A 25,864-nucleotide genomic window follows, 5' to 3' on the forward strand; every position below is an offset into this window, starting at 1 on the left:
CGGACGCTACCGCTCCGCGCAGAACTCGACGAAGTTCCGCAGAATTCTCAGCCCCGTCTCACCGCTCTTCTCCGGGTGGAACTGCGTGCCGAACACGTTGCCCGCCTCGTTGGCGACGACCGCGGGGAAGTCGACCCCGTAGTCCGCGGTGGCGACGACGGCGTCCGGGTCGTCGGGCTCGGCGTAGTAGGAGTGGACGAAGTAGGCGTACTCTCCTTCCACGCCGTCGACGAGGGGGTGGTCGCGCTCGACTTCGAGCTCGTTCCAGCCCATGTGCGGGACCTTCCGGTCCACCTCGAACCGGACGTTGGTGCCGGGGACGAGACCGAGGCCGGTCACCTCGCCTTCGCCCTCGTGGTCGGCCTCCTCGCTGGAGGTGAGGAGCATCTGCATCCCGAGGCAGATCCCGAAGAGCGGGCGGCCGGCGTCGGCGTGGTCGACCAGCGCCTCGCGGAGGGGGCCGGCGTTCTCCATCCCCTCGCGGAACGCGCCGACGCCCGGGAGGACGACGCCGTCGGCGGCCGCGAACGCCTCCGGGTCGTCGGTGATCTCGACCGACGCGCCCGCGCGCTCTAACCCGCGGGTCGCGGACCGGAGGTTCCCGAGGCCGTAGTCGACCAGAACCACGTCCGCCAGCGTCTCCGCGGGCGGTTCGAAGGTGCTCATACGCCCCCTGGGAGGGGAACGGAAAAGTCGGTTTCCCTTGTGGCAGTTCGGTGGACGCCCGTCCACTCCTGACGGGTGCGACAGCCTCAGACGGGACGCGGGCGGCGGAGCGCCGCGGCGTTCACTTCAGCATCGAGTCGGCCATCCGGCGCGGGAAGCCGGTGATGAGCTCCCAGATGCTCATCTCCACGTCGTCGGAGCGCAGCCGCGACCGGAGCCGCTGGCTGAACAGCTCGACGGAGATGATGAGCAGGAAGATGGCGAGCAGCGTCGCCATCATGTTGGTGAACCGCAGCAGGTTCTGCTGGGAGGCGAGGACGTAGCCGAGCCCGCCAGCGCCGATGACGCCGACGGTGACGCCGATCCGGACGTTGATCTCGAAGATGTACAGCGTCCACGCGATGAACGCGGTCCGGACCTGGCTCAACATGCCGAAGAAGACGATCTGCGGCTTGCTCGCGCCGGTCGTGCGCATCGCCTCGATCGGGCCGTCCTCGATCTCCTCGAGCTCGTCGACGAAGAGCCGCCCGAGGTTTCCGATGGTGTCGAACGCGATCGCGATCGCGGCCGAGGAGGGACCGAGCCCGAGGAACGGGATGAAGATGAGCGTCCAGATGATCGCCGGGACCGCCCGGATGAAGGACATGGTGCCGCGGAAGATGAAGTTGAACGGGAACGGGGTGACGCGTTCGGAGCCGAGCGTCCCGAACACCAGGGCGAACGGGAACCCGAGGATCGTCCCGACGAATCCCATCGCGAGCGTGATGCCGGCCTCGCCGAAGATCTGGAAGATTCCGAGCTCTAAGAAGAAGAACGCGTAGATGTCGGCGGGATTCGGCGGGAACTGGAACAGCAGTCCGCCGATCTCGGGGTCGTACAGCAGGCCTCCCTCTCGAATGAACTCGAGGTACCGACCGACGTCGAGGAACGGGATCACGCCGAAGTAGTCGGTGATCGGGAAGAACCCGACCAGCGACTCTCTGAACGTCTCCAGCCGCGCGTCCGGATTCAGCAGCTCCGTCGCGGCGAACGCCTGGAGCGTCGTGAACGCGAGGAACACGAACAGTCCGAGCCAGCCGAGCGCTCGGCGCCGCCGCGTCTGCTTGATGTTCTCGAACTGTTCGGTGATGCGGTTCGGAGGGTCGGTCGCAGAATCGGTACCGACGCCGGCCGATCCGCGCGCTCCGTCGGATTCCGTGGTATCTGTTGTCACTCGTAGATCAGCTCCGTTCTCGTCACGTCGTCGCAACCTCGTCGGTCTCGGCGTCGGCGTCACCGTCGTCGCTGACGAACATCCCCTCGGTGTCGATGTCGCCGTAGAGGTCGTCGATGACGTCGATCGTCAACTCGTCTCGGTACCCGTCGAACACCTTCTTCCCGTCCCGGAGACCGATGAATCGGTGTCCGAACTTCCGAGCGATGTTCACTTGATGGAGGCTACAGAAGGTCGTCAGATCACGGTCGTCGGAGGCGGTCCGGAGGTACTCCATCACGTCCTGCGCGCTGCCGGGGTCGAGGCTCGCGACCGGCTCGTCGGCGAGCAGGACGCTCGGCTGCTGGACGAGCGCGCGGGCGATGCCGACGCGCTGCTGTTGGCCGCCGCTCATGCGCCGCGCCTTCTGTTCGGCCTCCTCCAAGAGGCCGACCGTGTCGAGCGCGTCGAGCGCGCGGTGCTTCTCCTCGGTGTCCTGAAGCTGTAGCACGCTCGAAAGGAACCCGGAGCGGTGGACGCCGCCGGAGAGCGAGTTGGAGTACGCCGTCATGTCGCCGATGATGTTGTGCTGCTGGAAGATCATCGCGACATCGGGGCGGGGCTCGATCATGGGCTCGCCGTCGATCAGGATCTCGCCCTCCGTCGGGGAGAGCAGCCCGCTCAGCGTCCGGAGGAGGGTCGACTTCCCGGAGCCCGAGACGCCGAGCACGATGACGAACTCACCGGGGGGAACCTCGAAGGACACGTCGTCGAGAGCGACCGTGTCGCCGAACCGTTTCGTGAGACCGTCTACTTCGATGTAGGTCATAGAAGGAAGTTGTAGTTGGCCGCGCCGCCTACAGGTCGCTCCAGTCTAAACCGAGCTCTTGGCCGAGCTCCGCGACGGGGTCGTAGTCCTCGGTGCTCGCCTCGACGACGCCGCTGAACCAGAGCGCGTGGGCGTCGACCAGATCGAGTTCGTCCTGCTGTTCGTCGCTGAGCTCGGACTCGTCCATGTCGAGGATCTCGGGGTCGATGTTGAGCGCCTCGGCGATGTCCGCCTGCGAGTCGTGCTCGAACGCCTCCTGCTCCGCGTCGATCATCAGCTGTCGGACGTCGTCCTTGAGCGACTCCTCCCACGCGGCGTTGCTCACGATCGGCGCGCGCGGGATCGGGTCGGAGACCGAGAGGAGCCGCAGTTCGGGGTCGCTCTCGCCGGCGCCGTCGTACTCGGCAGAGATGTCGACGAACTCCTGTGACATCTCGTCGAACTGCTCTTGCGGGACGTGGGCGGCCGTGGAGAACGCGCCCGTCCCGGCGGCCGCGATCCGGTCGTCCTGGATGAGCTGTTCGCGTGCGGTCGAGTGGTCCGAGGTCCGGAGCTCGAAGTCCTCGGGCGATCCGGAGGGGGCGTTCCCGATGTCGAGCCCGGCGTTGCTGAGCATGAACAGCGGGAACAGCGTCCCGGAGACCGAGGTCGGCGCGGCCGACGCGACGACCTCGCCCTCCAGGTCGGAGAGCGACTCGATGCCGCTGTCGGCCGTCGTCGTGATGAGCGAGAAGTACTTCTCCGCGCCGTAGGCGACTCGCATCCCGGTCACGTCGATCTCGTCGGGGATCTGCGCGACCGCGCCGGGCGAGGTGTCCGCGAAGACGCGGTCGCCCTCGCCGGCCCGGCGGAGCTCCTGTGCCGTCCCGGAGTAGCTCGCGGTGGGCTGTTCGATGATCTCGATTTCGGCCTCGGACTCGAGGTACTCGAAGAGCGGCTGGTACTGGACCTGAATGTCGATCTCCTCCTCCGCGGGGTTCATGACCCACGTGATCTCGGTCGCGGAGTTGCCGGAGTCGCCCGCGGTCCCGCCGTCGCTTCCGTTACCCGACCCCCCGTCGCCGCCGTCGCCGCCGTCGCCGCCGGAACAGCCGGCGAGCGCGACCACACCGCCCGCACCCGCTGTCTTGACAAACGTACGCCGATCCGCCGACCACCTGTTGTCGGACATACAACCGGTTCTTTCGCTCACGCGACTAATCGTTTTCTATGTTTTCTATATAGATCATGAACGACCGTCTGGTCCGGGCGGCGTCCGACCGCCGGATCAGAACTCTCCCAACCGCGACTGGCCGTCGCCGCCGCCCTCCCGCCCTCCGACGCCGCTCAGTTCGCCGGCCCGTGCGATGGTCTCGAAGAACCCGTCGCGCTGGCTCCGGTCGTACAGCGTCGCCGCCGGGTGGACGGACAGCAGCACGCGCCGCGACGCCCCCGCGATCCGCGCGTCGACCACGTCGCCCGACTCCGAGGTGATCGCCACCGAGCGGTCGAGGAGGTGCTCGCTCGGGACCTTCCCGAGCGTCACGATCAGCGCGGGATCGAGCCGGTCGATCTCGCTTTCGAGGTGCCCGCGGCAGTTCGCTAACTCCTCGGTCGTCGGGTCGCGGTTGTCCGGCGGACGGCACCGCACGCAGTTCGTGATCCGCACGTCCGCCCGCGCGAGCCCGGCGTCGCGGAGCGCGTCGTCGAGCACGTCGCCGGACCGCCCGACGAACGGCTCGCCCCGCTCGTCCTCCTGTGCGCCCGGGCCCTCGCCGACGAACAGCAGCTCGGCGTCCGTCGGGCCGACGCCGTCGACGATCCGGCTCCGCGACTCGACGAGCGCCGGACAGCGCTCGCAGGACGGCACTCGGAGGTCCTCGTCGAGCGCGCCTTCGCTTTCGGTCATGGATCGAGGTGCGGCCGGGGTCGACATAAGTCCGTCCGCCTCGCGACGACGGTTCGATGCGGTAGCGTCTCGATCGCGTTGGTAGTGTCAGCTATTTATACGCGGTTGCCGGCAGAGCGGCGTCGAACGCTTCCAAAGCCCCAGCTGCGGTTTCGCCGCCGGCGACTGCCCCTGTGAGTCCCACCCATCCGCGACCGCAGCCGCACCTCACGCCTCCCCAGCCTCGTCGGTGGCCCTCCGCGTTGCTCCGGACCANCCCCAGCCTCGTCGGTGGTCCTCCGCGTTGCTCCGGACCACCGACTCCCTCGCACCGTCGTCTCGCGGCCCGCTGGGCCGCGAGCCGGGGCGCGCCACCGCCTCGTTTATTTATAAAGTACGTCCCTCCCCTCCGTCTCGCGTCTCCACGACGATCGCCCGCAGGTCGTTGACGTTGGTCCCGGTCGGCCCGGTCCACAGGAGCGCGCCCGCGTCGTCGAGGAGCGGGTACACGTCGTGCCGGTCGAGGGCGTCTCGGGCGGCGTCGGGGTCGAGCGTCGCGGCGTCCGCGATCGCTCCGGCGGCGTCGGTCGGCCCGTCCAGCCCGTCCGTGTCGACGCTCGCGACGACCACTCGGGGGGTGTCGTCGCCTCCACTCTCGTCCCCGCTTCCCTCGACGACTTCGTCCCCTAGCGGCCCCTCCGCGAGCGCCACCCCCGCGCTCGCGACGAGCTCCGCGTTCGGGCCGCCGGTCCCCGGCTCTTCCGCGTCCGCGAGCGTCACGGTCGTCTCGCCGCCGGAGAGCAGCACGGCCGGCGGCTCGACCGGAGACCCGCGGGCGGCGCACTCCTCGGCGATCGCGGCGTGGGTCGTCCCGGCCTCGCGCGCCTCGCCCCGGACGCTCGCCGAGAGCACCAGCGGCTCGTACCCCCGGTCCGCCGCGGCTTCCGCGGCCGCGTCCAGCGCCGTCCGCCCGTTGCCGACGACGAACGCCGCGCTCCGGGCGAACGCCGGGTCGCCCGCGGTCGGGGTCTCGGGCAGTTCCCCCTCGGCGCCCGCCGACAGACGCTCGCGGACGCCGGCGGGCGCGTCGAGGTCGTACCGGTCGAGGACCGCCAGGGCGTCCGCGTACGTCGAGGGGTCGGGAACGGTCGGGCCGCTCGCGATCGTGTCGAGCGGGTCGCCGATCACGTCGCTGACCGCGAGCGTGACGGTCGTCGCGGGGGCGGCCGCGCGCGCCAACCGCCCGCCCTTCACCGCCGAGCAGTGCTTCCGGACCGCGTTGATCTCGTCGATCGACGCGCCCGACGCGAGGAGCCCCGACGTGAGCGCGCGGAGGTCGCCGACCGAGATCGGGTCCGCGGGCGCGGCGAGCAGCGCGCTTCCCCCACCGGTGATAACCGCGAGAACGAGGTCGTCGGGACCGGCGCGCTCGGCGGCGTCGAGGAGCCGTCTGGCGCTCTCGGCGCCCCGGTCGCTCGGCAGCGGGTGATCGCCCGGGAGCACGTCGATCCCGTCCGCTGCCGACGCTTCGGCCGAGCCGTTTTCCGACGCCTCCGGCGGGTCGTCCGTGACGACGAGCGCCTCGTCGAGCTCTCGGTCGCTCTCGCCGAGCACGCCGGCGACCCCCTCTGCCGCGCCCGCCGTCGCCTTCCCCGCGCCGAGGAGGACGACCCGGTCGGACGCGTCGAGATCGTACTCGCCGACCGCCCCGTCGGCGTCCTCGATCCGGAGGGTCCCGTCTCGGACCGAGACGGCGTCCCGGATCAGGCGCTCCGGGAGCGCAGCCTCGATCCCCGCCGCGAGGCAGTCGAGGGCCGTCTCGCGGGCCGGCGTCCGAGCGAGTCGCTCGCGGTCGCGAAACGTCGCGGCGTCGTCGATCGCGGAGTTGTCGTCGGTCATAGCGGGGGATATCGGCGGGACGACATATATCCGACGCGGACCGGCGCCGCGATCGGCTCCGTCGGGACGTCGATCACCCCTCCGCCGTCGCCTCCCGATGCGCGCTCGCCGCGATCGCGGCGATCCGGAGCGGCTCCGGCCGGCGGAACCCCTCGCGGACCAGCCCGCGGACCGCGGCGGCCGCGTCGTCGGTCTCCACCCCGACCGCGCGGACGAACAGGGGTTCGAGGGGGTCGCCGGCGGACTCCCCCGTCTCGTCGCGCTCCACCCGAGCCCGGGGCGGTAGTGACCGGTAGATGTCGAGCCGCCGCGCGAGCGCCTCGCCGTCGAACGCCTCGCGCAAGGCCGGTTCGAGTCCGGGACTCTCCTCGTAGCTCACGCTGTAGACGGGTCGAGCGACGGCGTCGCGGATTCGCGGCAGGTCGATGAGGTTGAACCACGCGGGCGCGATCCCCGCCACGGCGACGTGGCGCACGTCTTCGCGACCGAGCCGGTCGACGAGCGCGAGCACGGCGTCGGTCGCGTCGACCCCGCCGACGGTGCAGCTCCCGAACCCGAGCCCGTCGAGGGCCCCGTCGGCGGTGACGACGGCCCCGGCTAAGTAGCTGGTTCGGTCACCGTCTGAAAACGCGATACCGAGCGTCCGGCTCGGCTGACTCACCCGATCAGGTCTCCTCGGACTTGATTTCCTGGAGCCGGTCGAGCAGCTCGTCGTTCGACGCGCCGGGCTCGTAGTCGACGGACCCCTCGTGTACCTCTTCCGCGGCTCGGACTCCGTCGTCGTCGTCGAAATCCGCGTCCAGGTCTTGGTTCTCCTGTTCGGATTCGTCGTAGCTTCCGAAGCCCATATGTGAGTAGAGCTAACACGCCGCGACGGATAAATCCCCGGGCGGATCGGGGTGGTCCGGAAACGGTCTCCCGCGGGGACTGCACGCTTTTACCCCTCGGGCGCCCTTCGTGGGCGTATGGAGCCGATCACCGTCACCGCGGACGCGGAGGAGTTCACCTGCAACGCGTACCTCGTGCCCGGCGAGGCGACGACGCTCGTGGACGCCGGCACGATGCCGGGCGTCGACGAGGTGATCGCCGACGCGCTCGAGGAGGCCGGCGTCGAGGGGCTCGACCGGGTGGTGTTGACTCACCAGCACCACGACCACGTCGGCGAGCTCGACGCGGTGCTCGACCGCTTCGACGCGACGCTCTACGCCAACGCCGCCCACCCGCGACGCGACGTGGGGATCGTCGACGGCGACGAGATCCTCGTCGGCGACGAGCCCTGCGAGGTCGTGTTCACGCCCGGCCACGCCGACGACCACGTCGCTTTGGCCGGCGACGAGCGGCTCTACTCCGGCGACGTGGTCGTCTACAACGACGGCGCGTTCGACGACGGATCCTTCGGCCGCACCGACATGGCCGGCCAGTCGCGCGAGGAGCTGATCGAGAGCCTCCACACCCTTCTCAACGTGCTCCCCGACACCGTCGAGGCGATGTACCCCGGCCACGGCGACGTCTACCGCGCGAGCGACGGCTCCGACACGGTCCGCGAGGTCATCGAGCGCGCCACCGAGCGCGCGGAGCGCCGCGAGCCGAAGTACCCCGACGAGTAGCGGGAGAACAGGCGGCCAACGCTCGCGACTGTTTATAAATAGAGATGCGGTGGCGCGCCCCGGTGAGCGGCCTCGAGGCCGCTCACCGACGGTGCGAGGGAGTCGCTGGCGCCGCTGGCGCCAGCGACGAGGCTGGGGAGGTGAGAGGTGCGGTTGCTGTGCGGTTGCAGTCGGGTGGGACTCAAAGGGGCAGCCGCGAGGCGGGCGGAGGCGTTCACGAGAGCGGAGCTCTCGTGAGCCAATCAGAACGCAGAGCGTTCTGATGACGACGTAAGGACCGCAACGAGTGAACGGAGCGAGTGACGAGGAGCACAGCGAGCGTCCGCCCGCCTCGCGGCTGGGGCTTTGGAGGTGTTCTCCGGCGATCCATGATCAATCATTTATAAATGCCCGCCGAAAAAACGCCGGTCCCGCGGAGACACACCGCTCGGACCCGCGCCACACACCGGATCGGGCCTCGATCGCGCGGACCGACCGCTCTAGAGAAGCGATCTGCAGGAGAAACGAGGGGCCGGTCGAGGACCGGTCTACGCGGCGCGGCGTTCCTTCGCCTTCGGGCGGAGCTTCGTGTAGCCGCACTTGCGGCAGCGGTCCGCGTCCGGGGAGTTGCGGGCGTTACAGCGCATGCAGATGTGTCGGTCGAGGTTGCGGCGTTCCGCGGCGTCGAAACTGGCCATACCGCTACTGTCGGGCCGACGCTGTAAAAGGTTGCGAGACGCGGCGGGTCGGGCCCGGTCGCCTCCGAGCGTCCCGAGAGCCCCGAGAGCTCGCGACGTGCTCCGTCAGGCGCCCGCTTCGGAGAGCGCGGCCTCGATGTCCTCGCGCTGGGTGACGCCGACGAACCGGTCGACGACGCCCTCGTCGTTCTCGACGATGAGGGTCGGCAGCGAGCGCACCTGGTACTGGTTGGCGACGTCCTGCTCCTCGTCGACGTTCACCTTCTGCAGCTCGAAGGCGTCGCCGAGGTCCTCCTGGATCTCCTCCAGAATCGGGTCCTGCGTCTTACACGGGCCGCACCAGTCAGCGTGAAAATCCAGCAGTCGAACAGTCATTATCCGGCGCAATCTACCGCCGGGCCGCGCATAAGGGTTTCCCACTCGCGCACGCGCCGGCGTCGAACTGCGGTCGCCGCTGTCGGATCGACGCGCCGAGCGGGCACGTACCGATCGCCGAACGAAACGTTTAGAACGCCGCCAAGCACACTCTCGGGTATGAGCAGTGGTTCCAACTCCGGCGGGCTGATGTCCAGCGCGGGGCTCGTCCGCTACTTCGACAGCGACGACCGGGACGCGATCACGATTAACCCGAAAACCGTCCTCGCGTTCTGCGTCCTCTTCGGCGTGTTCGTACAGATCCTCTCGCTGACGGCCGCATAGGTCGACCGCTCGGGGTTCGGTCCCGCTCGCCGCCCTCACCGACTTCGGCAGCTTCCCGCTTCCCGCGTTCCGCTCCGTAGCGCGCCCTTTTTGCCCGTCCCCCACCGACCGATTCCCATGCAAGCAGGCGTCATCGCCGTCCAGGGGGACGTGGCCGAACACGCCGCGGCCGTCGAGCGCGCCGCGGCCGCCCACGACGAGCCCGCGGAGATCGTCGAGGTCCGGGACTCGGGGATCGTTCCCGACTGCGACGCGCTCCTCATGCCGGGCGGGGAGTCGACGACCATCTCGCGGCTGATCCACCGAGAGGGGATCGCCCCCGAGATCCGCGACCACGTCGCGAGCGGGAAGCCCGTGCTCGCCACCTGCGCCGGGCTCATCGTCTGCTCGCGGGACGCGAAGGACGACCGCGTCGACGCGCTCGGGCTCGTCGACGTCTCCGTCGACCGCAACGCGTTCGGCCGGCAGAAGGACTCCTTCGAGGCGAAGATACCGGTGACCGGGCTCGACGACCCGTTCCACGCCGTCTTCATCCGCGCGCCGCTCATCGACGAGGTCGGCGGGGGCGTCGAGACGCTCGCGACCGTCGACGGCCGGCCGGTCGCCGTCCGGGACGGCCCCGTCGTCGCCACCGCGTTCCATCCGGAGCTCACCGACGACTCGCGGGTCCACGACCTCGCCTTCTTCCCCGAGCGGGAGGTGGTCGCGTGAGCGACCCGGACGCGGGCGGCGAAACCGGCGACGATCCGGAGGTCCCCTCCGAGGCCGTCCTCGACGAGCTGTTCGCCACCATCGAGTCGCGGAGAGAGGAGCTTCCGGAGGGGTCGTACACCGCCTCGTTGTTCACCCACGAGAAGGGCGAGAACGCCGTCTTAGAGAAGCTCGGCGAGGAGTCCACGGAGACGATCCTCGCGGCGAAGGACGACGACCTCGACGAGCTCACCTACGAGAGCGCCGACCTCGTCTACCACCTCCTCGTGCTGTTCGCGATGAAGGACCTCGACCTCGACGACCTGCGGGAGGAGCTGCGGGACCGGTTCTGACGGGCTCGACCCGTCAACGCTAGCCGATTCGGAGCTGCCGATCCGGTCCGGCGATCAGTCCGGCCGGTCGAGTTCGCCGCGGCGCTCTCCGTGCATGATCTCGCCGACGAACAGCCGGAGCTTCGACGCGAGTTCGGCCTCCGTCTCGTACGTTTCGACACGCACGTCCCAGCGAACGCTCGCCGAGCGGATCATCGCGCTCGTGACGCAGTCCTCGTGGACGAATATCAATCGGTCGCCGTGGGTTTCCGAAAGCGCTTCGAGGATGCTTCCGGCCTCCTCTCCGACACCGAAGTTGTGCCCGAGAAACGGCAGCACGAACGCCGTCGCGTTACTGTGTCGAGCGAACTCGATGCTCTGTGTCGCCGCGTCGACGGCGTCGGTGTCCACGCCGACGTCGAGCGCTAGAAACGCGTTGACCCCCGGGTGGACCCGGAGATCACCCTGTAACCGCCGTAGAAGGGCCTGCGCCGCATCGACCTCGTCTTTGCTCTGAAAGAGCCGGCGAAGCGGTCCCGGAAGATCGGCCACGTTAACCTCGCGACGTTCCCGTTCGTCGAGGATGTAGTTGAGGTTGAACGATTTGTACGGGCCCATCAGATAGAACAGAAATCGGTCGTGTCGGACGTGGCCCAACCGATCGGCTATCAGATCACGCGTGATCTCCACGCTCATGACCGATGATCTCGGCGGGACAGTATATAAAAAAGCGGTTTTTTTGGGTATGTTGGCTTGGGAAATACTAAATCGAATGCACACCGATCCGTCGATAGGATGTCGACGAACGACACGCGAACCGCCGGCGGGGAGTTCCCCGAGGATCCAGCCGATCTCCTGCCGGAAGGGAGCGTCCTCAGCCTCGACGAGTACCTCGCGATGCACGCCGCCGTGGGGCACCGAACTCGCTACGAGATTCTCTACCGCCTCGTTCACGGCGAAGAGATGAGTCCCAAGGAACTGGAAGAAGCGATCGATATCGACGACAGCACGCTCCATTACCATCTTAACAAGCTCGTGGACGTCGGGCTCGTCGAGAAGCGTCAGCGAACCGATCGAGGTCAGGACGGGCTGTACGCGTACTATCGGGCGACGGTGTTCGGCGAAGTAACACTCACCGATGGAATCGACGAACTGATCCGCGGAGAACGCGAGTTCGGTGCGATGTACGACAGTTCCGCGGACCACTGATCGGGACGACCGTTCCGCGAGCTACCGACGGCGCTACCGCTCCCGTTCGAGTTCGCGGTCGATGTCGTCGCGCTCCTCGGTCTCCAGTTCCTCGCCGATCCGGCGCTCGAACTCCGCCTCGCTGATCTGTCCCTCGACGTACTGCCGGCGGAGGCGGTCCTGTCGGCTCTCCGTGGCGTTACCGGTCGACGCCACCGAGGACGATCCCGACGTCCCGAGCGAGTCGCTCGCGGAGTAGTCCGCGTCGTCGCCGCCGAACAGCCACGCACCGGCCTTATAAAGAACGTAGACGACGCCGGCGAGCACGGCGAGCGTGACGATCCCGGAGACGATCGCCCACGCGAGACTCAAGAGCGCCGAGACCACGGAGACGACGATGCTGACCCCGATCAACACCGCGAGCCCGATCGCCGCGTAGTAGAGGGCCTTCGTGCCGTCCATACCCCGGAGTCGGGTGGCCGGCCGCAAATACCTTCTCCCGGGAGCGCTCCGCTCGTCCGTTCGTCAGAAGACTTATTCGCCGCTGCGGTCGTGACCTAGTGAAATGCATTCGGAGCCGCGGTCTTCGACGGACGTTCCGCCCACGGACGACCCGGAGGTGCGCCCGTGACCGATCGCGCCGACGCCGCGGGCGATCGGTCCGACTCCGGCGTCGACCGCCGGACCGTCCTCGGCGCGCTCGCGGGGGCCGGGAGCGCCGCGGTCGCGGGCTGTTCCGGCTCGGAACCGGACGACGCCGCGACGATCGGACTGGAGCCGGACCGGCTCGACGAGCTCGCGGCGCGGTTCGCGCCGACGCTGTACTTCGACGCCGCGGAGCCGTGGTTCCCGACCGACCCCCGACCGTACACGGTCGAGGAGGACGGCGAGACGGTCGTCGACGGGTTCGCGGCGTTCGACGGCTACCACGAGCGGTACGACGAGGCGGGCGAGCCGCCGGACCCGACCGTCTTCTACAACGGGGTCCGCTACGAGGACTCCCCGCTCGCGGTCGTCCAGTTCTGGATCTACTCCGCGTTCGACCAGTTCACGGCCAACTTCCACTGGCACGACTGGGAGGTGCTCCACGTTTTCGTCGACCTCGACACGGGCGACCCGCAGCTGTACGTCGCCAGCTCGCACTCCCGCAGCGTGCCGAACAACGAGTTCCTCGACCCCGATCCCGACGCGGTCCCTCGGATCCTCACCGAGCTCGGCTCGCACTCCAGCACCCTCTCGGTCAACGAGATCCCCGACGGCTTCCGACGGGTCGGCGAGGAGGGACTGCTCGCGGACATCACCAACACGACGATCGACACCGTCGAGGACCTGCTCGGGATCCCCATCGCGTACGGGCTCCCCCGCGACGAGGGGATGCGGCTCCCGTTCGTCGTCCCCGAGTACGAGGGCGCGCCGATCTACGAGCATCCGGACCTCCCCTCGGTCACCGCCGAGTCCCTGGTCGACGACGCCCTCTCGATCCGGTCGCTCGACGCGCTGCGGTCGCCGCCGACCGACCTCCCGCTCCGGGAGACGGGAGTCGCCTTCCGGCACGCCGACCGCGAGGACCCGGTCGCGGACGAGACCGCCGAGGAAGTGGTCGCGTACGACCTCGTCGAGACCGCCGAGCTGGAGGACATCTCGGCGTTCACCGGCCCGCAGCTCAGCTTCGAGTTTGCGGTCCCGGAGGCGGTCGAGGACGCCCTCGCCGGCCACATCACGACCACGGGCGTCCCGTGGGAGCAGCCGCGGTACGAGAACCCGGCGCGCGACGTGACCGCCGGCAACCACCGCGCGGAGCTCGCCGACCGGTACGACGCCATCGCCGACGACGAGTCGTTCGGCGCCGGAGCGGCCGAGGGACTCGACGCCGTCGTCGCCCGCGTCACGCGAGCGACCGAGAGCGACGACGCCCCCGCCGGCGAGGGGCTGACGACGACCGACGCGGTCACCGAGTCGTTCGTGCTGATCGAGAGCGACCCCGAGGCGGTCCCGACGTTCGGCGGCGGGATCGCGGTCGCGAACGGGGTCCCCGAGGGCGACCACCGGCTCACGGTCAACGGCGCCGGGCAGGCCCCCCACAGCGAGCGGCTGACCGTCTCCGCCGACGAGCCCGTGACGGCCGCCGGCGTCGACGGCGAGATCCCCCTCGTCGCCCGCGAGAACGCGACGAAAGTGGAGCTCGACGACGCGGAGAGCGACGTCGACCTGACCCGCACGGCGATCGAGGACGACTTCGCCGGCCGGATCTACGACTCCGCGATCGACGGGAGCGACGCGGTGTACGTCCACGCCGGCGGCGCGTACACGACGGAAGTGCGCGACGCCGACGACGAGATCGGGGCGTACCGGGTCAACCCGGACCCGCCGGGGTCGGGGGGCGACGACGGCGACGATTCGGACGACGGTGACGACTCCGACGGCGACGAGGGGCGGGATCCGATCCGGATCGACCGCCCCGAGACCGGGGCGGCCCCGCTCGCCGGCTACGTCGCGGACGTGGCCGAGGAGACGCGCGCCGCGGTCGCGGCGGCGGAGAGCGACGGCGATTCGGACGACGGAGACGACGATGACGACGACGGGAGCGACGACACGAGCGGCGGGAGCGGCGGCGGGAACGACTCCGCCGGCGGCCCGTCGAACGCGGTCAACGGGCTCGAACGAGCCCTCGCCGCCGCGGTCGAGGCCGCGGAACGGGCCGAGGAGCGCGCCCGCGAGGGCGACGGCGAGGGGACGGATCGCCAGCTGCAGAACGTGCTCGATCGGATCGCTCGGATCCAAGAGCGGCTCGAGGCGGCGCGCGAGGGGCTCCCGCCCGGCCTCGCGAACGCGACCGACAGGCGGGTCGAGCAGGCGACGCGGCGGGTCGAGCAGGCGCAAAACGCCGGGAAGCTGTAGGCGGCGATCCGGTTTCGGCCGGCCACACCGCCGCCCACGAGGGGGTGTGACACGCCGCACCACTGGATGGAAAGCTATACGACGCCGACCCGACCACGGGTATATAAGCAGATGTCTCAGGAGGGTTACGACCACACCGCGGTCGAGAAACGGTGGCAGGAGGCGTGGGACGACGCCTCCGTGTATCGCACGCCGGACGAGGTGGACGACCCCACCTACGTGTTGGGAATGTACCCGTATCCGTCGGGGAAGCTCCACATGGGCCACGTCCGCAACTACACGATCACGGACGCGTACGCCCGGTACCGTCGAATGCGCGGCGACGACGTGCTCCATCCGATGGGGTGGGACGCGTTCGGGCTCCCCGCCGAGAACGCCGCCAAGGAGCGGGACACCAACCCCCGCGACTGGACGTTCGACTGCATCGACACGATGCGAGGGCAGATGCGGTCGATGGGGTTCGGCTACGACTGGGACCGGGAGATCACCACCTGTACCCCCGAGTATTATCAGTGGAACCAGTGGCTGTTCCGCCGGTTCCACGAGGCGGGGCTCGTCGAGCGCCGCGACGCCGAGGTGAACTGGTGTCCCTCCTGCGAGACCGTCCTCGCCGACGAGCAGGTCGAGGGCGACGACGAGCTGTGCTGGCGCTGCGACACGCCCGTCGAGACCCGCGACCTGGACCAGTGGTTCCTGGAGATCACGGAGTACGCCGACGAGCTGATCGACGCGATCGACGAGCTGGAGGGGTGGCCCGACTCCGTGCGCCAGATGCAGCGCAACTGGATCGGCCGCCAGCACGGGACGACGCTGGACTTCGAGATCGGCGAGGCGCGAAGCGCCTCGAACGGACGCGGCGAGGGGACCGAGCCGCGGGAGTACGGCCCCGTCGAGGCGTTCACCACTCGCGTCGACACGATCCACGGCGCGACGTTCTTCGCGCTCGCGCCGGACCACCCGATCAGCGAGGAGCTGGCCGCGGAGGACGACGAGATCCATCAGTTCGTCCACCACGAGGCCGACCCCGAAGGCGACGAGCCGAACGGCGTCGCGACCGGCCTCACCGCCACCAACCCCGCCACGGGCGAGGAGATCCCCGTCTTCGTCGCCGACTTCGTCCTCTCGGACGTGGGGACGGGCGCGCTGATGGCGGTCCCCGGCCACGACGACCGCGACCACGCGTTCGCCGAGAAGATGGGCGTCGACATCGAGCCGGTGGTCGCGCCCGAACCCGACGACTGGGACGGCGAGACGGTCCCGGACGCGCCCGACGTGAGCGAGGCGGCGTTCACCGACGACGGCGTCGTCATCAACTCCGGCGAGTACAGCGGCCTCGACAGCGAGACGGCCCGCGAACGACTCACCGAAGATATCGAGAGCGCCGAGGCGACCACGCAGTACCGCCTGCGCGACTGGGGGATCTCCAGACAGCGCTACTGGGGGACCCCGATCCCGGTCGTCCACTGCGACGACTGCGGCTCGGTGCTGGTGCCCGAGGAGGACCTGCCGGTCGAACTGCCCGAGTTCATCAACACGACCGGGAACCCGCTCGACGCAGCCGAGGAGTGGAAGGCGACGACCTGCCCGGAGTGCGGCGGGCCGGCCACCCGCGAGACGGACACGATGGACACGTTCGTCGACTCCTCGTGGTACTTCCTGCGGTACGTCTCGCCCGGTGACGAAGCGGTCCCCTTCGACCTGGACCGCGCGAACGACTGGATGCCGGTCGACCAGTACGTGGGCGGCATCGAACACGCCGTGATGCACCTGCTGTACTCGCGGTTCGTCACCAAGGTGCTGGCCGACGAGGAGGGGCTCGAGCACCGCGAGCCGTTCACGAACCTGCTGGCGCAGGGGATGGTCCAGCTGGAGGGCGAGAAGATGTCCAAGTCGAAGGGGAACACGGTCTCCCCGCAGCGCATCGTCGACGAGTACGGTGCCGACACGGCCCGGCTGTTCATGATGCAGGCGGCCCAGCCCGAGCGCGACTTCGACTGGTCCGAGGAGGGCGTCAAGTCGACCCACCGCTTCCTGGCGCGGCTGACCGACCTGGTCGAGGGGTACGCGACGGGGGAGATCGCGCTCGCCGGCGACGGCGACCCAGCCGACGCCGACCGCGATGAAATCGACGACTACGTCGCCGGCGAGGTCGACGCCGCGGTCGCCATCTCGGGCGCGGAGTACGACGACCTGACGTTCAACGTCGCGCTCCGTGAGGCGCAGGACCTCGTGGGGACGCTCCGGAGCTACCGCGAGCACGCCGAGCCGCACCCGGAGACCTACGAGCGCGGGCTGGACGCGGCCGTCCGCCTGCTCGCGCCGGTCGTCCCGCACCTCGCCGAGGAGCTGTGGGAGACCCTCGGGCGCGACGGGTTCGTCGTCGAGGCCGACTGGCCGACCGCGACGGCCGACCGCGAGACGGTCGAGCGCCGCCGCCGGCTGGTCGCCAACACCCGCGAGGACGTGCGCGACATCGTCGCGGTCGCCGGCATCGAGGACCCCGAACGCATCGACGTCGTCGTCGCGCCCGACTGGAAGTACGACGCCCTCGACATCGCGATCGACAGCGACGCCGACAACCTCATTTCGGAGCTGATGCAGGAGTCCCACATCCGCGAACAGGGGGACGACGCGGCCTCGTACGGCCAGGACCTGCAGGCGAACCGCGAGGCGCTCCGAGAGACCCTGTCGGGCGACGACGAGTACGAGGCGCTGCGCGCGGCCGCGTGGCTGATCGAGCGCGAGTTCGACGCACCGGTCCGCGTCGAGCGCGCCGCGGACGCCGACGATTCGGTGGTCCGCAAGGCCGAGCCGGGTCGGCCCGCGATCGACATCGTCGAGTAGCGGCTCGGTCAGTTTTTTAAATACCTCGTCCGTCCCCGGAAGCGATTAGTCGGCGGCGGCACCCGATCGCGTATGGACGACCCCTACGCTCCCGCCCGCGACGCCCTCGCGGGCGGCGGGCTCGGCGGCGGCGCGGATGACGGGGACGCGGGCGACGCCGCCGCCTCCGACCCCGCTATCCTCGCCGCCCGCCTCGACGACAACGACCCGCTCTCCGCGTTCGCGGATCGGTACCGCGTCCCCGACGGCGTCTTATATATGGACGGCAACTCGCTCGGCCCCGCGAGCGACGCCGCCCTCGCGAGCCTCGACCGCGTCGTCGACGAGTGGCGCGACCTGCTCATCTCGGGGTGGACCGACGCCGACCCGCCGTGGTTCTCGGTCGGCGAGCGGCTCGGCGACGCGCTCGCGCCCCTCGTCGGCGCCGACCCCAGCGAGGTCGTCGTCGGCAACTCGATCACGGTGAACGTCCACACGCTCGTCGGCACCTTCCTCGACGAGCTGCTGGCGGGCAACGGGCCGGAGCGGGCCGGGTTCGAGCGGGCCGACGGCACGTGGGACCCCGCTGTCGACCCCGCCGTCCTCGTCAACGAACTCGACTTCCCCTCCGACCACTACGCGGTCCGCGCCCAACTGCGACAGCGCGGGCTCGACCCGGACGAGACGCTCCGCGTCGTCGAGAGCCGGGACGGGCGGACGATCGACCCCCGAGACGTCGAGGGCGCGCTGGCGACGCACGACGACGTGGGGATCGTCTTCATGCCGACCGCGCTCTACCGCTCGGGCCAACTGTTCGACGTGTCGCGGATCGCCCAGGCCGCCCACGAGGCGGGCGCGTACGCCGGGTTCGACGCCGCGCACTCCGCGGGCGCGGTCCCCCACGAGTTCCGGGAGGCCGGCGTCGACTTCGCGGTGTGGTGCACGTATAAATACCTCAACGCCGGACCCGGCTCTATCGGCGCGCTGTTCGTCGCGGAGCGCCACCACGGGCTCACGCCCGCCTTGGCGGGGTGGTGGGGCCACGAGAAGGCGACCCAGTTCGAGATGAACACCGAGTACACCCCGGCCGACTCGGCGGGCGCGTGGCAGATCGGAACGCCGCCGCTGCTGTCGGCCGCGCCCTTAGAGGGCTCCGTGGAGCTCCTGCGGGAGGCCGGGATCGAGCGCCTGCGCGCCAAGTCGCTGGCGCTCACCGACTTCCTCATCGCGCTCGTCGACGACCGGCTCCCGGAGGTCGGGGTCGGCACGCCCCGCGATCACGCCGCCCGCGGCGGGCACGTCGCCCTCGAACACCCCGACGCGGAGCGGCTGAGCGCGGCACTCACCGACCGCGGCGTGGTCGTCGACTTCCGGCCGCCGAACGTGGTGCGCGTCTGCCCCGCGGCACCGTACACCTCCTTCGCCGACGTGCTGGAAGTCGTCGACGGGATCGGGGCGATCCTCGATTCTGGGGCGCACGAGGAGTACGCGACGGGAGGAGGCGGAGTGACGTAGGCGATCCCTGGAATCGCTTATAAATGGCTGTGCGGTGGCGTGCGCCTGTGAGCGCCCGGAGGGCGCGAACAGCCCGCGCGAGGGAGTCGGCGCGGCGCTAATAAGCGCCGCGCCGACGAGGCTGGGGAGGTGTGAGGTTGCTGTGCGGGGCGGGGTGGGACTCAAAGGGGCAGCCGTTGCGGGCGGCGCAGGCGACACAAGCACCGCAACGAGGGAGCGAACGGAGTGAGCGACCGAGTGAGGCGCGCAGCGAGCGTGCGCCGCCCGCAACGGCTGGGGCTTTGGAGGTCTCCGCCGCCGATTCTCCCCTAGCGACCGAGAGTACAACGGTCCAACCGTCGATCACATATAAACAGAATTCGTACAGCGACGGGCTTAATCGGCCGAGCGCCCAACGTTCGACGATCAGATAATGGCGGAACCGTCGGGCATGGACGCGTTCGCGCACCTCGGGAGCGAACTCCGGGAGGCCCTTTCCGAGCAGGGATTCTCAACGCCCACCGAACCCCAGCGCGAGGCGATCCCGCCGCTCGCCGACGGGAAGAACGCCCTCGTCCTCGCGCCGACGGGGACCGGGAAGACGGAGACCGCAATGTTACCCGTCTTCGACGCGATCGTCGACGCCCGCGATTCGCCCGGCGACCAGCCCCGCGAGGGCATTTCGGCGCTCTACATCACGCCCCTCCGCGCGCTCAACCGCGACATGATGGACCGGCTGGAGTGGTGGGGCGACCGGCTCGGCGTCGAGGTCGCGGTGCGCCACGGCGACACCACCCAGTACGAGCGGTCGAAGCAGGCCGACGACCCGCCGGACGTGTTGATCACGACGCCGGAGAGCCTCCAGGCGATCCTGACGGGCTCGAAGATGCGGGTCGCCCTCGAAGACGTGGCCCACGTCGTCGTCGACGAGGTCCACGAGCTCGCCGCCGCGAAGCGCGGCGCCCAGCTGACGGTCGGGCTCGAACGCCTCCGGCGCGTGGCGGGGCCGTTCCAGCGGATCGGGCTCTCCGCGACCGTCGGCGACCCCGAGGAGGTCGGGCGTTTCCTCGTCGGCTCGGGGAAGCGCGACCCGAGCCGCGAGGGCGACCGCGCGTTCGAGATCGTCGAGGTCGCGGCCGGGACGCGGACCGACGTGCGGGTGCTCGACCCCGATATCACCGATCGCGACACGACCCTGGCCGGCGAGCTGGCGGTCGACGAGACGACCGCGAGCCACGTCCGGACGATCCGCGAGATCGTCGCCGACCACGAGTCGACCCTGATCTTCGTCAACACGCGACAGACCGCGGAGGCGCTCGGCTCGCGGTTCAAGGCGATCGCGGAGCGGGAGGCGGATACCGGAGATATCGACGATCCCACCGAGATCGAGGTCCACCACGGCTCGCTCTCGAAGGACGTGCGAATCGACGTGGAGGACCGGTTCAAGTCGGGCGAGATCGACGGGCTCGTCTGCACCTCCTCGATGGAACTCGGGATCGACGTGGGGCGCGTCGACCACGTGGTCCAGTACGGGAGCCCGCGCGAGGTCGCCCGGCTGCTCCAGCGCGTCGGGCGCGCGGGCCACCGCCGCGACCTCGTCTCCGAGGGCACCGTCGTGACGCAGGGCGGCGACGACACGCTCGAGGCGCTCGCGATCGCGCGTCGCGCCGACGCCGAGCTCGTCGAGCCCGCCGACATCCACCACGGCAGCCTCGACACGGTCGCCAATCAGATCGTCGGGGTCGTGATGGACGAGGGCGACGTGCACGCCCGCGAGGCGTACGAGACCGTCACGAGCGCGTACCCGTTCTGCGACCTCTCCGAGCCGCAGTTCCAGGAGATCGTCCGCGAACTGGACGGCAACCACCTGCTGTGGCTCGACGAGGGGTCGGACACCCTCGAGAAGTCGGGGGGTACGTGGCAGTACTTCTACGCGAACCTCTCGATGATCCCCGACGAGTCCACCTACGAGGTGTACGACATGTCCTCGCGGCGGCAGATCGGCACCTTAGACGAGCGGTTCGTCGTCAACTTCGCCGGCCCGGGCGAGACGTTCGTCCAGCGCGGCGAGATGTGGCGGATCACCGAGGTCGACGAGGAGGAGGAGCGCGTGAACGTCACGCCCATCCCGGACCCGACGGGCGAGGTCCCCTCGTGGATCGGCCGGGAGATTCCGGTCCCGAAGCCCGTCGCCGAGGAGGTCGGACGAATTCGGGGCGAGGCCGCCGCGGCGCTCAAGGCCGGCTCGACGCCCGAGGCGGTCGCGGGCGATCTGGCGGAGCGGTACCCCGCCGACGAGGGGACGATCGCGGCCGCCCTGAAGCCGGTCGTCGACCACGTCGACGCCGGCCATCCAGTCCCCACGGACCGCCGGGTCGTGATCGAGGGGAGCGCCCGCACCGTCGCGGTCAACGCCGCCTTCGGCCACGAGGTCAACGAGACGCTCGCGCGCCTGCTCGCGGCGCTCGTGGGCCAGCGCGCCGGTTCGTCGGTCGGGATGGACGTCGACCCGTACCGGATCGAGTTCGAGGTCCCCCACGGCGTCGGTCCCGGCACCTTCCGCGAGGTGCTGGAGACGACCGACCCCGACAGCTTGACGGCGTACCTCGAACTCGCCCTGAAAAACTCCGACGCGCTCAAGTTCACGCTCGCGCAGGTCGCCGCGAAGTTCGGGTCGGTCAAGCGCTACCGCGAGGGGCGGGGGCGCTTCGGCGGCGACCGCCTGCTCGCGGCGTTAGAGGGGACGCCCGTCTACGACGAGGCGCTCCGCGAGGTGTTCCACGCCGACCTCGCGGTCGCGGAGACCGCGACGCTGCTCGAGGGCGCGCAGGACGGGTCGATCGAGACCGAGATCGCCCGCGAGCGCACGCCCCTCGGGACCGCCGGGCGCTCGTCCGGCACGGAGTTCCTCGTCCCCGAGAACGCCGACGCCGACGTGATCGAGACGGTCCGCGAGCGCATTCGGAACGACCGCGTCATCCTCTTCTGTCTCCACTGCGCCGACTGGCACCGGACGACGAAGGTGCGACGCGTGCCCGATCAGCCGGAGTGTCCCGACTGCGGGTCGACCCGCGTCGCCGCGCTGAACCCGTGGGACGACGAGACGGTCGCGGCGGTCCGGGCGACCGAGAAGGACGACGAGCAGGAGCGGCGCACCGAGCGCGCCCACCGCGCCGCGAGCCTCGTCCAGACGCACGGGAAGCGCGCCGTGATCGCGCTGGCGGCTCGCGGGGTGGGACCGCACAACGCCGCGCGGATCATCAACAAGTTGCGCGATGACGAAGACGAGTTCTACCGCGACGTGCTCCGACAGGAGCGCGAGTACGCGCGGACGCAGTCGTTCTGGGACTAGACGCGTGTCGGTGTTCGATCGGGTCCCTACCGGGTGTCGACGCGATCGCCCGTTTATAAGCGGTTGTTGGCAGTGGATCGACTGCGACGGCCTCCAAAGCCCCAGCCGGGAGGACTCGCTCGCCGCTCGAACTCCTCGCCCGTCTACCCCAACACCGCGACCGCGAGAAGCATCCCGCCGGCCGCCGCGGGCGGAATGGTGAGGTTGTCGTCGACGGCGACGCCGCGGATGATCGGCGGGAGCCCGTCGGCGACCGCGGCGGGGGCGGCGCCCGCCATCGCGACGACGATTCCCACGTCGGGGCCGAACGCGGGGATCGTGAAGGGGACGGCGAGCCCGAAGCAGACGAGGAACATCGCGATCCACGCGGCGGGCCGCTTCGCCTCCGTGGCGTCGTTGTCCCCGAGCGCGCCGCTGACGGGGTCACCGACCGACAGCATCCACATCGCGGGGATCGCGAGCGTCGGCTCCAAGAGGAGGACCACGCCGGTCATGCTCACCTGATACAGCGCGTAGCCCGCGAGCGCGTCGGTCTCGTACTCCCGGGTGAGCCTCCGGTAGAGCGAGTGATCGAGCCCGACCACGAGCCGGAGGAACTCCAGCGCGAGAACGACGGCGAGCGCGGCGACGAGGAAGTAGCGCGTCTCCGTCCACGTGAGCCAGCCGAGCAGGAACGGCACCGGGTAGAGGGTCCCGCCGGAGTGCACCAGCCGCCGCTCGAACTCCACCTCGGCCCGCCACTCCGCCGCCGGAAGGGACACGAGTCAGTTGGTCTCGACGTCGGTCGCGACGGTCTCGTAGCGGTCCACCAGCGCGTCGAACTCGCCGCCCCCGCGGAGCGCGACCAGTTCCTCGGCCAGCTTCCCGGCCGGTACGCGGACCTGCGCCGCGGAGTCGCGCTCGCGGACGGTCACCGTCTCGTCGCCGTCGCCCTCGATCCCGTCGCGGTCGATCGTGACGCAGAATGGGGTACCGATCTCGTCCTGTCGGCGGTAGCGCCGGCCGATCGAGCCGGAGTCGTCGTACGCGACCGCCAGCCCCGCCTCGCGGAGGTCGGCGGCGACGCGGTCGGCCAGCTCGGTGAGCCGCTCGTCGTTGGTCACGAGCGGGAAGACCGCGGCGTCTTGGGGCGCCACCTCGGGCGCTAAGGAGAGGTACGTGCGCTCCTCGCCGTCGACCTCGTCCTCGCTGTAGGCGTGCGCCAGCAGGGTCTGGACGGTGCGGCCCACGCCGAACGAGGGCTCGACGACGTGCGGCGTGAGGTGCTCGCCGTTCTCGGTCACCGTCTCGACCGAGAAGTTCGCCACGTCGGCGTCGACCTCGTGGGTCTCCGCGCCGTCGCCCTCGCCGACCTCGACCGACACCGTCTCGCCGTCGAACGCGCCGGGGTCGCGCTCGGCGAGCGTCTCGAGCGCCTCGGCGACCGCGGCGGCGTCTCCGCCGAACTCGGGACCGAGCACGGACATGTCCGGGTCGACGGTCGCGCGCTCGACCGTCTTCGGCTCGTCGTAGCGCTTGAACACGGTGAACGCGTCGTCGCCGTACTCGCCGTGCTTCGAGAGGTCGTAGTCGGCGCGGTAGGAGAAGCCCGCGATCTCGATCCAGTCGCCGTCGACCTCGCTCTCGGCGTCCCAGCAGTCGGACGCGTAGTGGGCGCGCTCGCCCGCGAGGTGCTGGCGGAAGCGGAAGCGGTCGAGGTCGACGCCGACCCGGTCGTACCACTCTTTCGCGACGCCGAGGTAGTAGCCGACCCACGGGGAGCCGATGATCCCCTCGTCGACCGCCTCGCCGACCGTGGTCTCGACGTACTCGCCCTCGTCGGCCTCCTGTTCGGTCGCGGGGTACAGCCGGACCGACACGTCGCGCACGCGGTCCAGCGGCGGCTCGTCCGCCTCGGGGTCGATGAACTGCTCCAGTTCGGCCTGCGTGAACTCGCGCAGCCGGAGGAGCCCGCCGCGCGGCGAGATCTCGTTGCGGTAGGCGGGGCCGATCTGGGTGATCCCGAACGGGAGGTTCCCGCGGGCGTACTCCTTCAGCCGCGGGAACTCGACGAAGATCCCCTGCGCAGTCTCCGGGCGGAGGTAGCCGGGCTGGCCGTCGCCGGGGCCGATGTCGGTCGCGAACATGAGGTTGAAGTCCTCGACCGACTCGCCGGCGAGCGGGGTGCCACAGGAGGGGCAGGCGATGTCGTTGTCGGCGATGAGGTCCTCGACCTCGTCGCCCGGGAGCGCCTCTGCGTCCTCGATCTCCGTGACCGCCTCGACGAGGTGGTCGGCGCGGTGCGACTCGCCGCACTCGCCGCACTCGACGAGCATGTCGTCGAACCCCTCCAGGTGGCCGGACGCCTCGAAGACGGCCTCCGGCATGATCGTCGGCGCCTCGATCTCGCGGTTCCCCTCCCGGATGGTGAACCGGTCGCGCCACGCGTCCTCGACGTTCTTCTTCAGCGCCGCGCCCTGCGGACCGAAGGTGTAGAAGCCGGCGGTACCGCCGTACGCCCCGTTCGAGCCGAAGAAGAAGCCGCGCCGCTTCGCCAGCTCGACGATCGCCTCGGACGCCATTTATAAGCCCTCCAGCAGGTCCACGTCGCGCACGATGCCGTCGAGGTCGGTGCCGTTGACGAGCGGCACCTGCTCGATGTCGTTGCTGATGAGCTCCTGTGCGACCTCCTTCGCGGTCCGCGTCCCGCTGACCGTGACGAGGTCCGCGGTCATGAAGTGGCGCGTCGCCTCCGCCGGGATCTCGACGTTCCGGGTCGGGAGGTAGCGGGCGCCGGTCGCCTTGATCCCCTCCCAGGACCACTCGGAGTCCTGCTCGGCGATGGAGTCGCCCGTGCTGGCCTCGCCCTCGACGACGCGGGCGACCTCCAGCACGTCGACCTCGGTGAGGATGCCGGCGATCCCGGCGTCGTCGTCGAGCACCACGGCGTAGGGGACGTTCGCCAGCCCGATCTCGCGCTCGGCGACCGGGAGGGGGGTCTCCGTGTGGGTCGCGTTGACCGCGCGGGTCGCGAGCCCGCCGACCTCGGTGTCGCCGTCGATCTCGCCGCGGGCGATGGCTCGCACCACGTCGGTGACGGTGAGGATGCCGACGAGCGACTCGCCGTCGACGACCGGGAGCCGGCGAGAGCCCTCGGCGACCATCGTGGCGGCGGCGTCGCCGATCGCGTCGTCGGCGTCAACCGTCGGCACCTCCCGCATCAGCAGCGCGAGCTGGTCTTCGTCCGGCTGCTCGATCAGGTCGTCGCGGGAGACGAGCCCGCGGTACACCTCCTCGCCGTCGACGTCTTTCACGACCGGCACCGACGAGAAGCCGTACTCCTGGATGTACTCCAACACGTCGTTCCGGCTCCCCGGGATCTCGACGACGACGAGATCCGACCGCGGCGTCATGGCGTCTGATACGTTCATGCACCGTCTTTCAGCGTGCCACCTCTTGTATACTGCGAAGGTGGTTCGCGAGCGGTCGGCGGCCGGCGGCCGGATCGCGCCGCCGTTCGCCGGGTGTCGGGAGTCGCTCTCGGGGAGCGGTCTCGAAGTCGATTTCGAGAAGCGGTCTCCAGCGGCGTTCCCGGGGCTCCGAGTCGCCTCGTCCGCCTCGCGGCGGGGACTCCGACAACGAGCCAAACGGTTCTCCGACAACGAGCCAAAC

At 70.0% G+C, this 25,864-nt stretch carries 24 protein-coding genes; 9 read left to right on the forward strand and 15 right to left on the reverse strand.

Annotated elements, in window-relative coordinates; translation table 11 throughout:
- Positions 1 to 6 precede the first annotated feature (6 nt).
- The 8 genes from hisH to C469_RS06900 all read right to left on the reverse strand — a co-directional run bounded on the left by hisH (position 7) and on the right by C469_RS06900 (position 7,301).
- Positions 7 to 666, reverse strand: coding sequence for an imidazole glycerol phosphate synthase subunit HisH (gene hisH, locus C469_RS06865; protein WP_008005050.1), 660 nt, complete (start codon positions 664 to 666; stop codon positions 7 to 9).
- A 121-nt stretch (positions 667 to 787) separates the two neighbouring features.
- Positions 788 to 1,879 carry a phosphonate ABC transporter, permease protein PhnE gene (gene phnE / locus C469_RS06870; RefSeq protein WP_008005051.1) on the reverse strand — a complete coding sequence of 364 codons (1,092 nt, stop codon included), beginning with the start codon at positions 1,877 to 1,879 and terminating at the stop codon, positions 788 to 790.
- Positions 1,880 to 1,901: 22 nt separating this feature from the next.
- Positions 1,902 to 2,687, reverse strand: coding sequence for a phosphonate ABC transporter ATP-binding protein (locus C469_RS06875; RefSeq protein WP_008005052.1), 786 nt, complete (start codon positions 2,685 to 2,687; stop codon positions 1,902 to 1,904).
- A 28-nt stretch (positions 2,688 to 2,715) separates the two neighbouring features.
- On the reverse strand, positions 2,716 to 3,858 hold the full coding sequence (locus C469_RS06880; protein WP_049911105.1) for a PhnD/SsuA/transferrin family substrate-binding protein: 1,143 nt from the start codon (positions 3,856 to 3,858) through the stop codon (positions 2,716 to 2,718).
- Positions 3,859 to 3,954: 96 nt separating this feature from the next.
- The gene (locus tag C469_RS06885; protein ID WP_008005054.1) at positions 3,955 to 4,575 is read right to left on the reverse strand and encodes a uracil-DNA glycosylase; all 621 of its coding nucleotides are present in this window, start codon (positions 4,573 to 4,575) and stop codon (positions 3,955 to 3,957) included.
- A gap of 366 nt (positions 4,576 to 4,941) precedes the next feature.
- Positions 4,942 to 6,453: a glycerate kinase type-2 family protein gene (locus C469_RS06890; protein WP_008005056.1), complete on the reverse strand. Its 1,512-nt coding sequence runs from the start codon at positions 6,451 to 6,453 to the stop codon at positions 4,942 to 4,944.
- Positions 6,454 to 6,526: 73 nt separating this feature from the next.
- Positions 6,527 to 7,114, reverse strand: a complete 588-nt coding sequence (locus tag C469_RS06895) for an endonuclease dU (RefSeq protein ID WP_008005058.1) — start codon at positions 7,112 to 7,114, stop codon at positions 6,527 to 6,529.
- A 4-nt stretch (positions 7,115 to 7,118) separates the two neighbouring features.
- On the reverse strand, positions 7,119 to 7,301 hold the full coding sequence (locus C469_RS06900; RefSeq protein ID WP_004049114.1) for a DUF5786 family protein: 183 nt from the start codon (positions 7,299 to 7,301) through the stop codon (positions 7,119 to 7,121).
- A gap of 117 nt (positions 7,302 to 7,418) precedes the next feature.
- Between C469_RS06900 and C469_RS06905 the strand changes: the two genes are divergently transcribed.
- Positions 7,419 to 8,060: an MBL fold metallo-hydrolase gene (locus C469_RS06905; RefSeq protein WP_008005061.1), complete on the forward strand. Its 642-nt coding sequence runs from the start codon at positions 7,419 to 7,421 to the stop codon at positions 8,058 to 8,060.
- 527 nt (positions 8,061 to 8,587) lie between these two features.
- Here the strand turns inward: C469_RS06905 and C469_RS06910 are convergent.
- Together C469_RS06910 and C469_RS06915 are read right to left on the reverse strand one after the other, a co-directional pair.
- A complete protein-coding gene (locus C469_RS06910) occupies positions 8,588 to 8,737 on the reverse strand; it encodes a 50S ribosomal protein L40e (RefSeq protein ID WP_004049145.1) in 150 nt (49 codons plus the stop codon).
- A 105-nt stretch (positions 8,738 to 8,842) separates the two neighbouring features.
- Complete coding sequence (locus tag C469_RS06915; RefSeq protein ID WP_008005064.1) at positions 8,843 to 9,112, reverse strand: thioredoxin family protein; 270 nt, start codon at positions 9,110 to 9,112, stop codon at positions 8,843 to 8,845.
- Positions 9,113 to 9,271: 159 nt separating this feature from the next.
- Between C469_RS06915 and C469_RS06920 the strand changes: the two genes are divergently transcribed.
- The 3 genes from C469_RS06920 to hisE all read left to right on the forward strand — a co-directional run bounded on the left by C469_RS06920 (position 9,272) and on the right by hisE (position 10,479).
- Entirely contained in the window at positions 9,272 to 9,436 is a 165-nt protein-coding gene (locus C469_RS06920) for a preprotein translocase subunit Sec61beta (RefSeq protein WP_008005065.1), read from the forward strand.
- A 117-nt stretch (positions 9,437 to 9,553) separates the two neighbouring features.
- Positions 9,554 to 10,147, forward strand: a complete 594-nt coding sequence (gene pdxT, locus C469_RS06925; protein WP_008005068.1) for a pyridoxal 5'-phosphate synthase glutaminase subunit PdxT — start codon at positions 9,554 to 9,556, stop codon at positions 10,145 to 10,147.
- The gene (gene hisE, locus C469_RS06930; RefSeq protein ID WP_008005069.1) at positions 10,144 to 10,479 is read left to right on the forward strand and encodes a phosphoribosyl-ATP diphosphatase; all 336 of its coding nucleotides are present in this window, start codon (positions 10,144 to 10,146) and stop codon (positions 10,477 to 10,479) included. Before pdxT ends, hisE begins: the two co-directional genes overlap by 4 nt.
- Before the next feature lie 54 nt (positions 10,480 to 10,533).
- On the opposite strand, the gene C469_RS06935 is transcribed toward hisE, so the two are convergent.
- On the reverse strand, positions 10,534 to 11,154 hold the full coding sequence (locus C469_RS06935) for a DUF7509 family protein (protein WP_008005071.1): 621 nt from the start codon (positions 11,152 to 11,154) through the stop codon (positions 10,534 to 10,536).
- Between the two features lie 99 nt (positions 11,155 to 11,253).
- Here C469_RS06935 and C469_RS06940 point away from each other — a divergent pair, with 99 nt between their 5' ends.
- The gene (locus tag C469_RS06940) at positions 11,254 to 11,667 is read left to right on the forward strand and encodes an ArsR/SmtB family transcription factor (protein ID WP_008005072.1); all 414 of its coding nucleotides are present in this window, start codon (positions 11,254 to 11,256) and stop codon (positions 11,665 to 11,667) included.
- Positions 11,668 to 11,700: 33 nt separating this feature from the next.
- On the opposite strand, the gene C469_RS06945 is transcribed toward C469_RS06940, so the two are convergent.
- Positions 11,701 to 12,108 (reverse strand): hypothetical protein, encoded by a 408-nt coding sequence (locus C469_RS06945; protein WP_008005074.1) that lies wholly within the window; start codon positions 12,106 to 12,108, stop codon positions 11,701 to 11,703.
- Between the two features lie 165 nt (positions 12,109 to 12,273).
- Here C469_RS06945 and C469_RS06950 point away from each other — a divergent pair, with 165 nt between their 5' ends.
- From C469_RS06950 to C469_RS06965, 4 genes are all read left to right on the forward strand, one after another.
- Entirely contained in the window at positions 12,274 to 14,544 is a 2,271-nt protein-coding gene (locus tag C469_RS06950) for a hypothetical protein (protein ID WP_008005076.1), read from the forward strand.
- A gap of 111 nt (positions 14,545 to 14,655) precedes the next feature.
- Positions 14,656 to 17,388 carry a leucine--tRNA ligase gene (gene leuS / locus C469_RS06955; protein WP_008005078.1) on the forward strand — a complete coding sequence of 911 codons (2,733 nt, stop codon included), beginning with the start codon at positions 14,656 to 14,658 and terminating at the stop codon, positions 17,386 to 17,388.
- Between the two features lie 72 nt (positions 17,389 to 17,460).
- Positions 17,461 to 18,882, forward strand: a complete 1,422-nt coding sequence (gene kynU, locus C469_RS06960) for a kynureninase (protein ID WP_008005079.1) — start codon at positions 17,461 to 17,463, stop codon at positions 18,880 to 18,882.
- Positions 18,883 to 19,294: 412 nt separating this feature from the next.
- Positions 19,295 to 22,213 carry a DEAD/DEAH box helicase gene (locus tag C469_RS06965; protein WP_187127444.1) on the forward strand — a complete coding sequence of 973 codons (2,919 nt, stop codon included), beginning with the start codon at positions 19,295 to 19,297 and terminating at the stop codon, positions 22,211 to 22,213.
- A gap of 143 nt (positions 22,214 to 22,356) precedes the next feature.
- On the opposite strand, the gene C469_RS06970 is transcribed toward C469_RS06965, so the two are convergent.
- The 3 genes from C469_RS06970 to C469_RS06980 are packed head-to-tail and all read right to left on the reverse strand — an operon-like array spanning position 22,357 to position 25,623.
- A complete protein-coding gene (locus tag C469_RS06970) occupies positions 22,357 to 22,974 on the reverse strand; it encodes a hypothetical protein (RefSeq protein WP_008005082.1) in 618 nt (205 codons plus the stop codon).
- Between the two features lie 3 nt (positions 22,975 to 22,977).
- Complete coding sequence (glyS, locus tag C469_RS06975) at positions 22,978 to 24,774, reverse strand: glycine--tRNA ligase (protein WP_008005085.1); 1,797 nt, start codon at positions 24,772 to 24,774, stop codon at positions 22,978 to 22,980.
- Positions 24,775 to 25,623 carry a CBS domain-containing protein gene (locus C469_RS06980; RefSeq protein ID WP_008005087.1) on the reverse strand — a complete coding sequence of 283 codons (849 nt, stop codon included), beginning with the start codon at positions 25,621 to 25,623 and terminating at the stop codon, positions 24,775 to 24,777.
- Positions 25,624 to 25,864: the final 241 nt, after the last annotated feature.

It is taken from the genome of Halorubrum lipolyticum DSM 21995 (assembly GCF_000337375.1).
GTDB lineage: Archaea > Halobacteriota > Halobacteria > Halobacteriales > Haloferacaceae > Halorubrum > Halorubrum lipolyticum.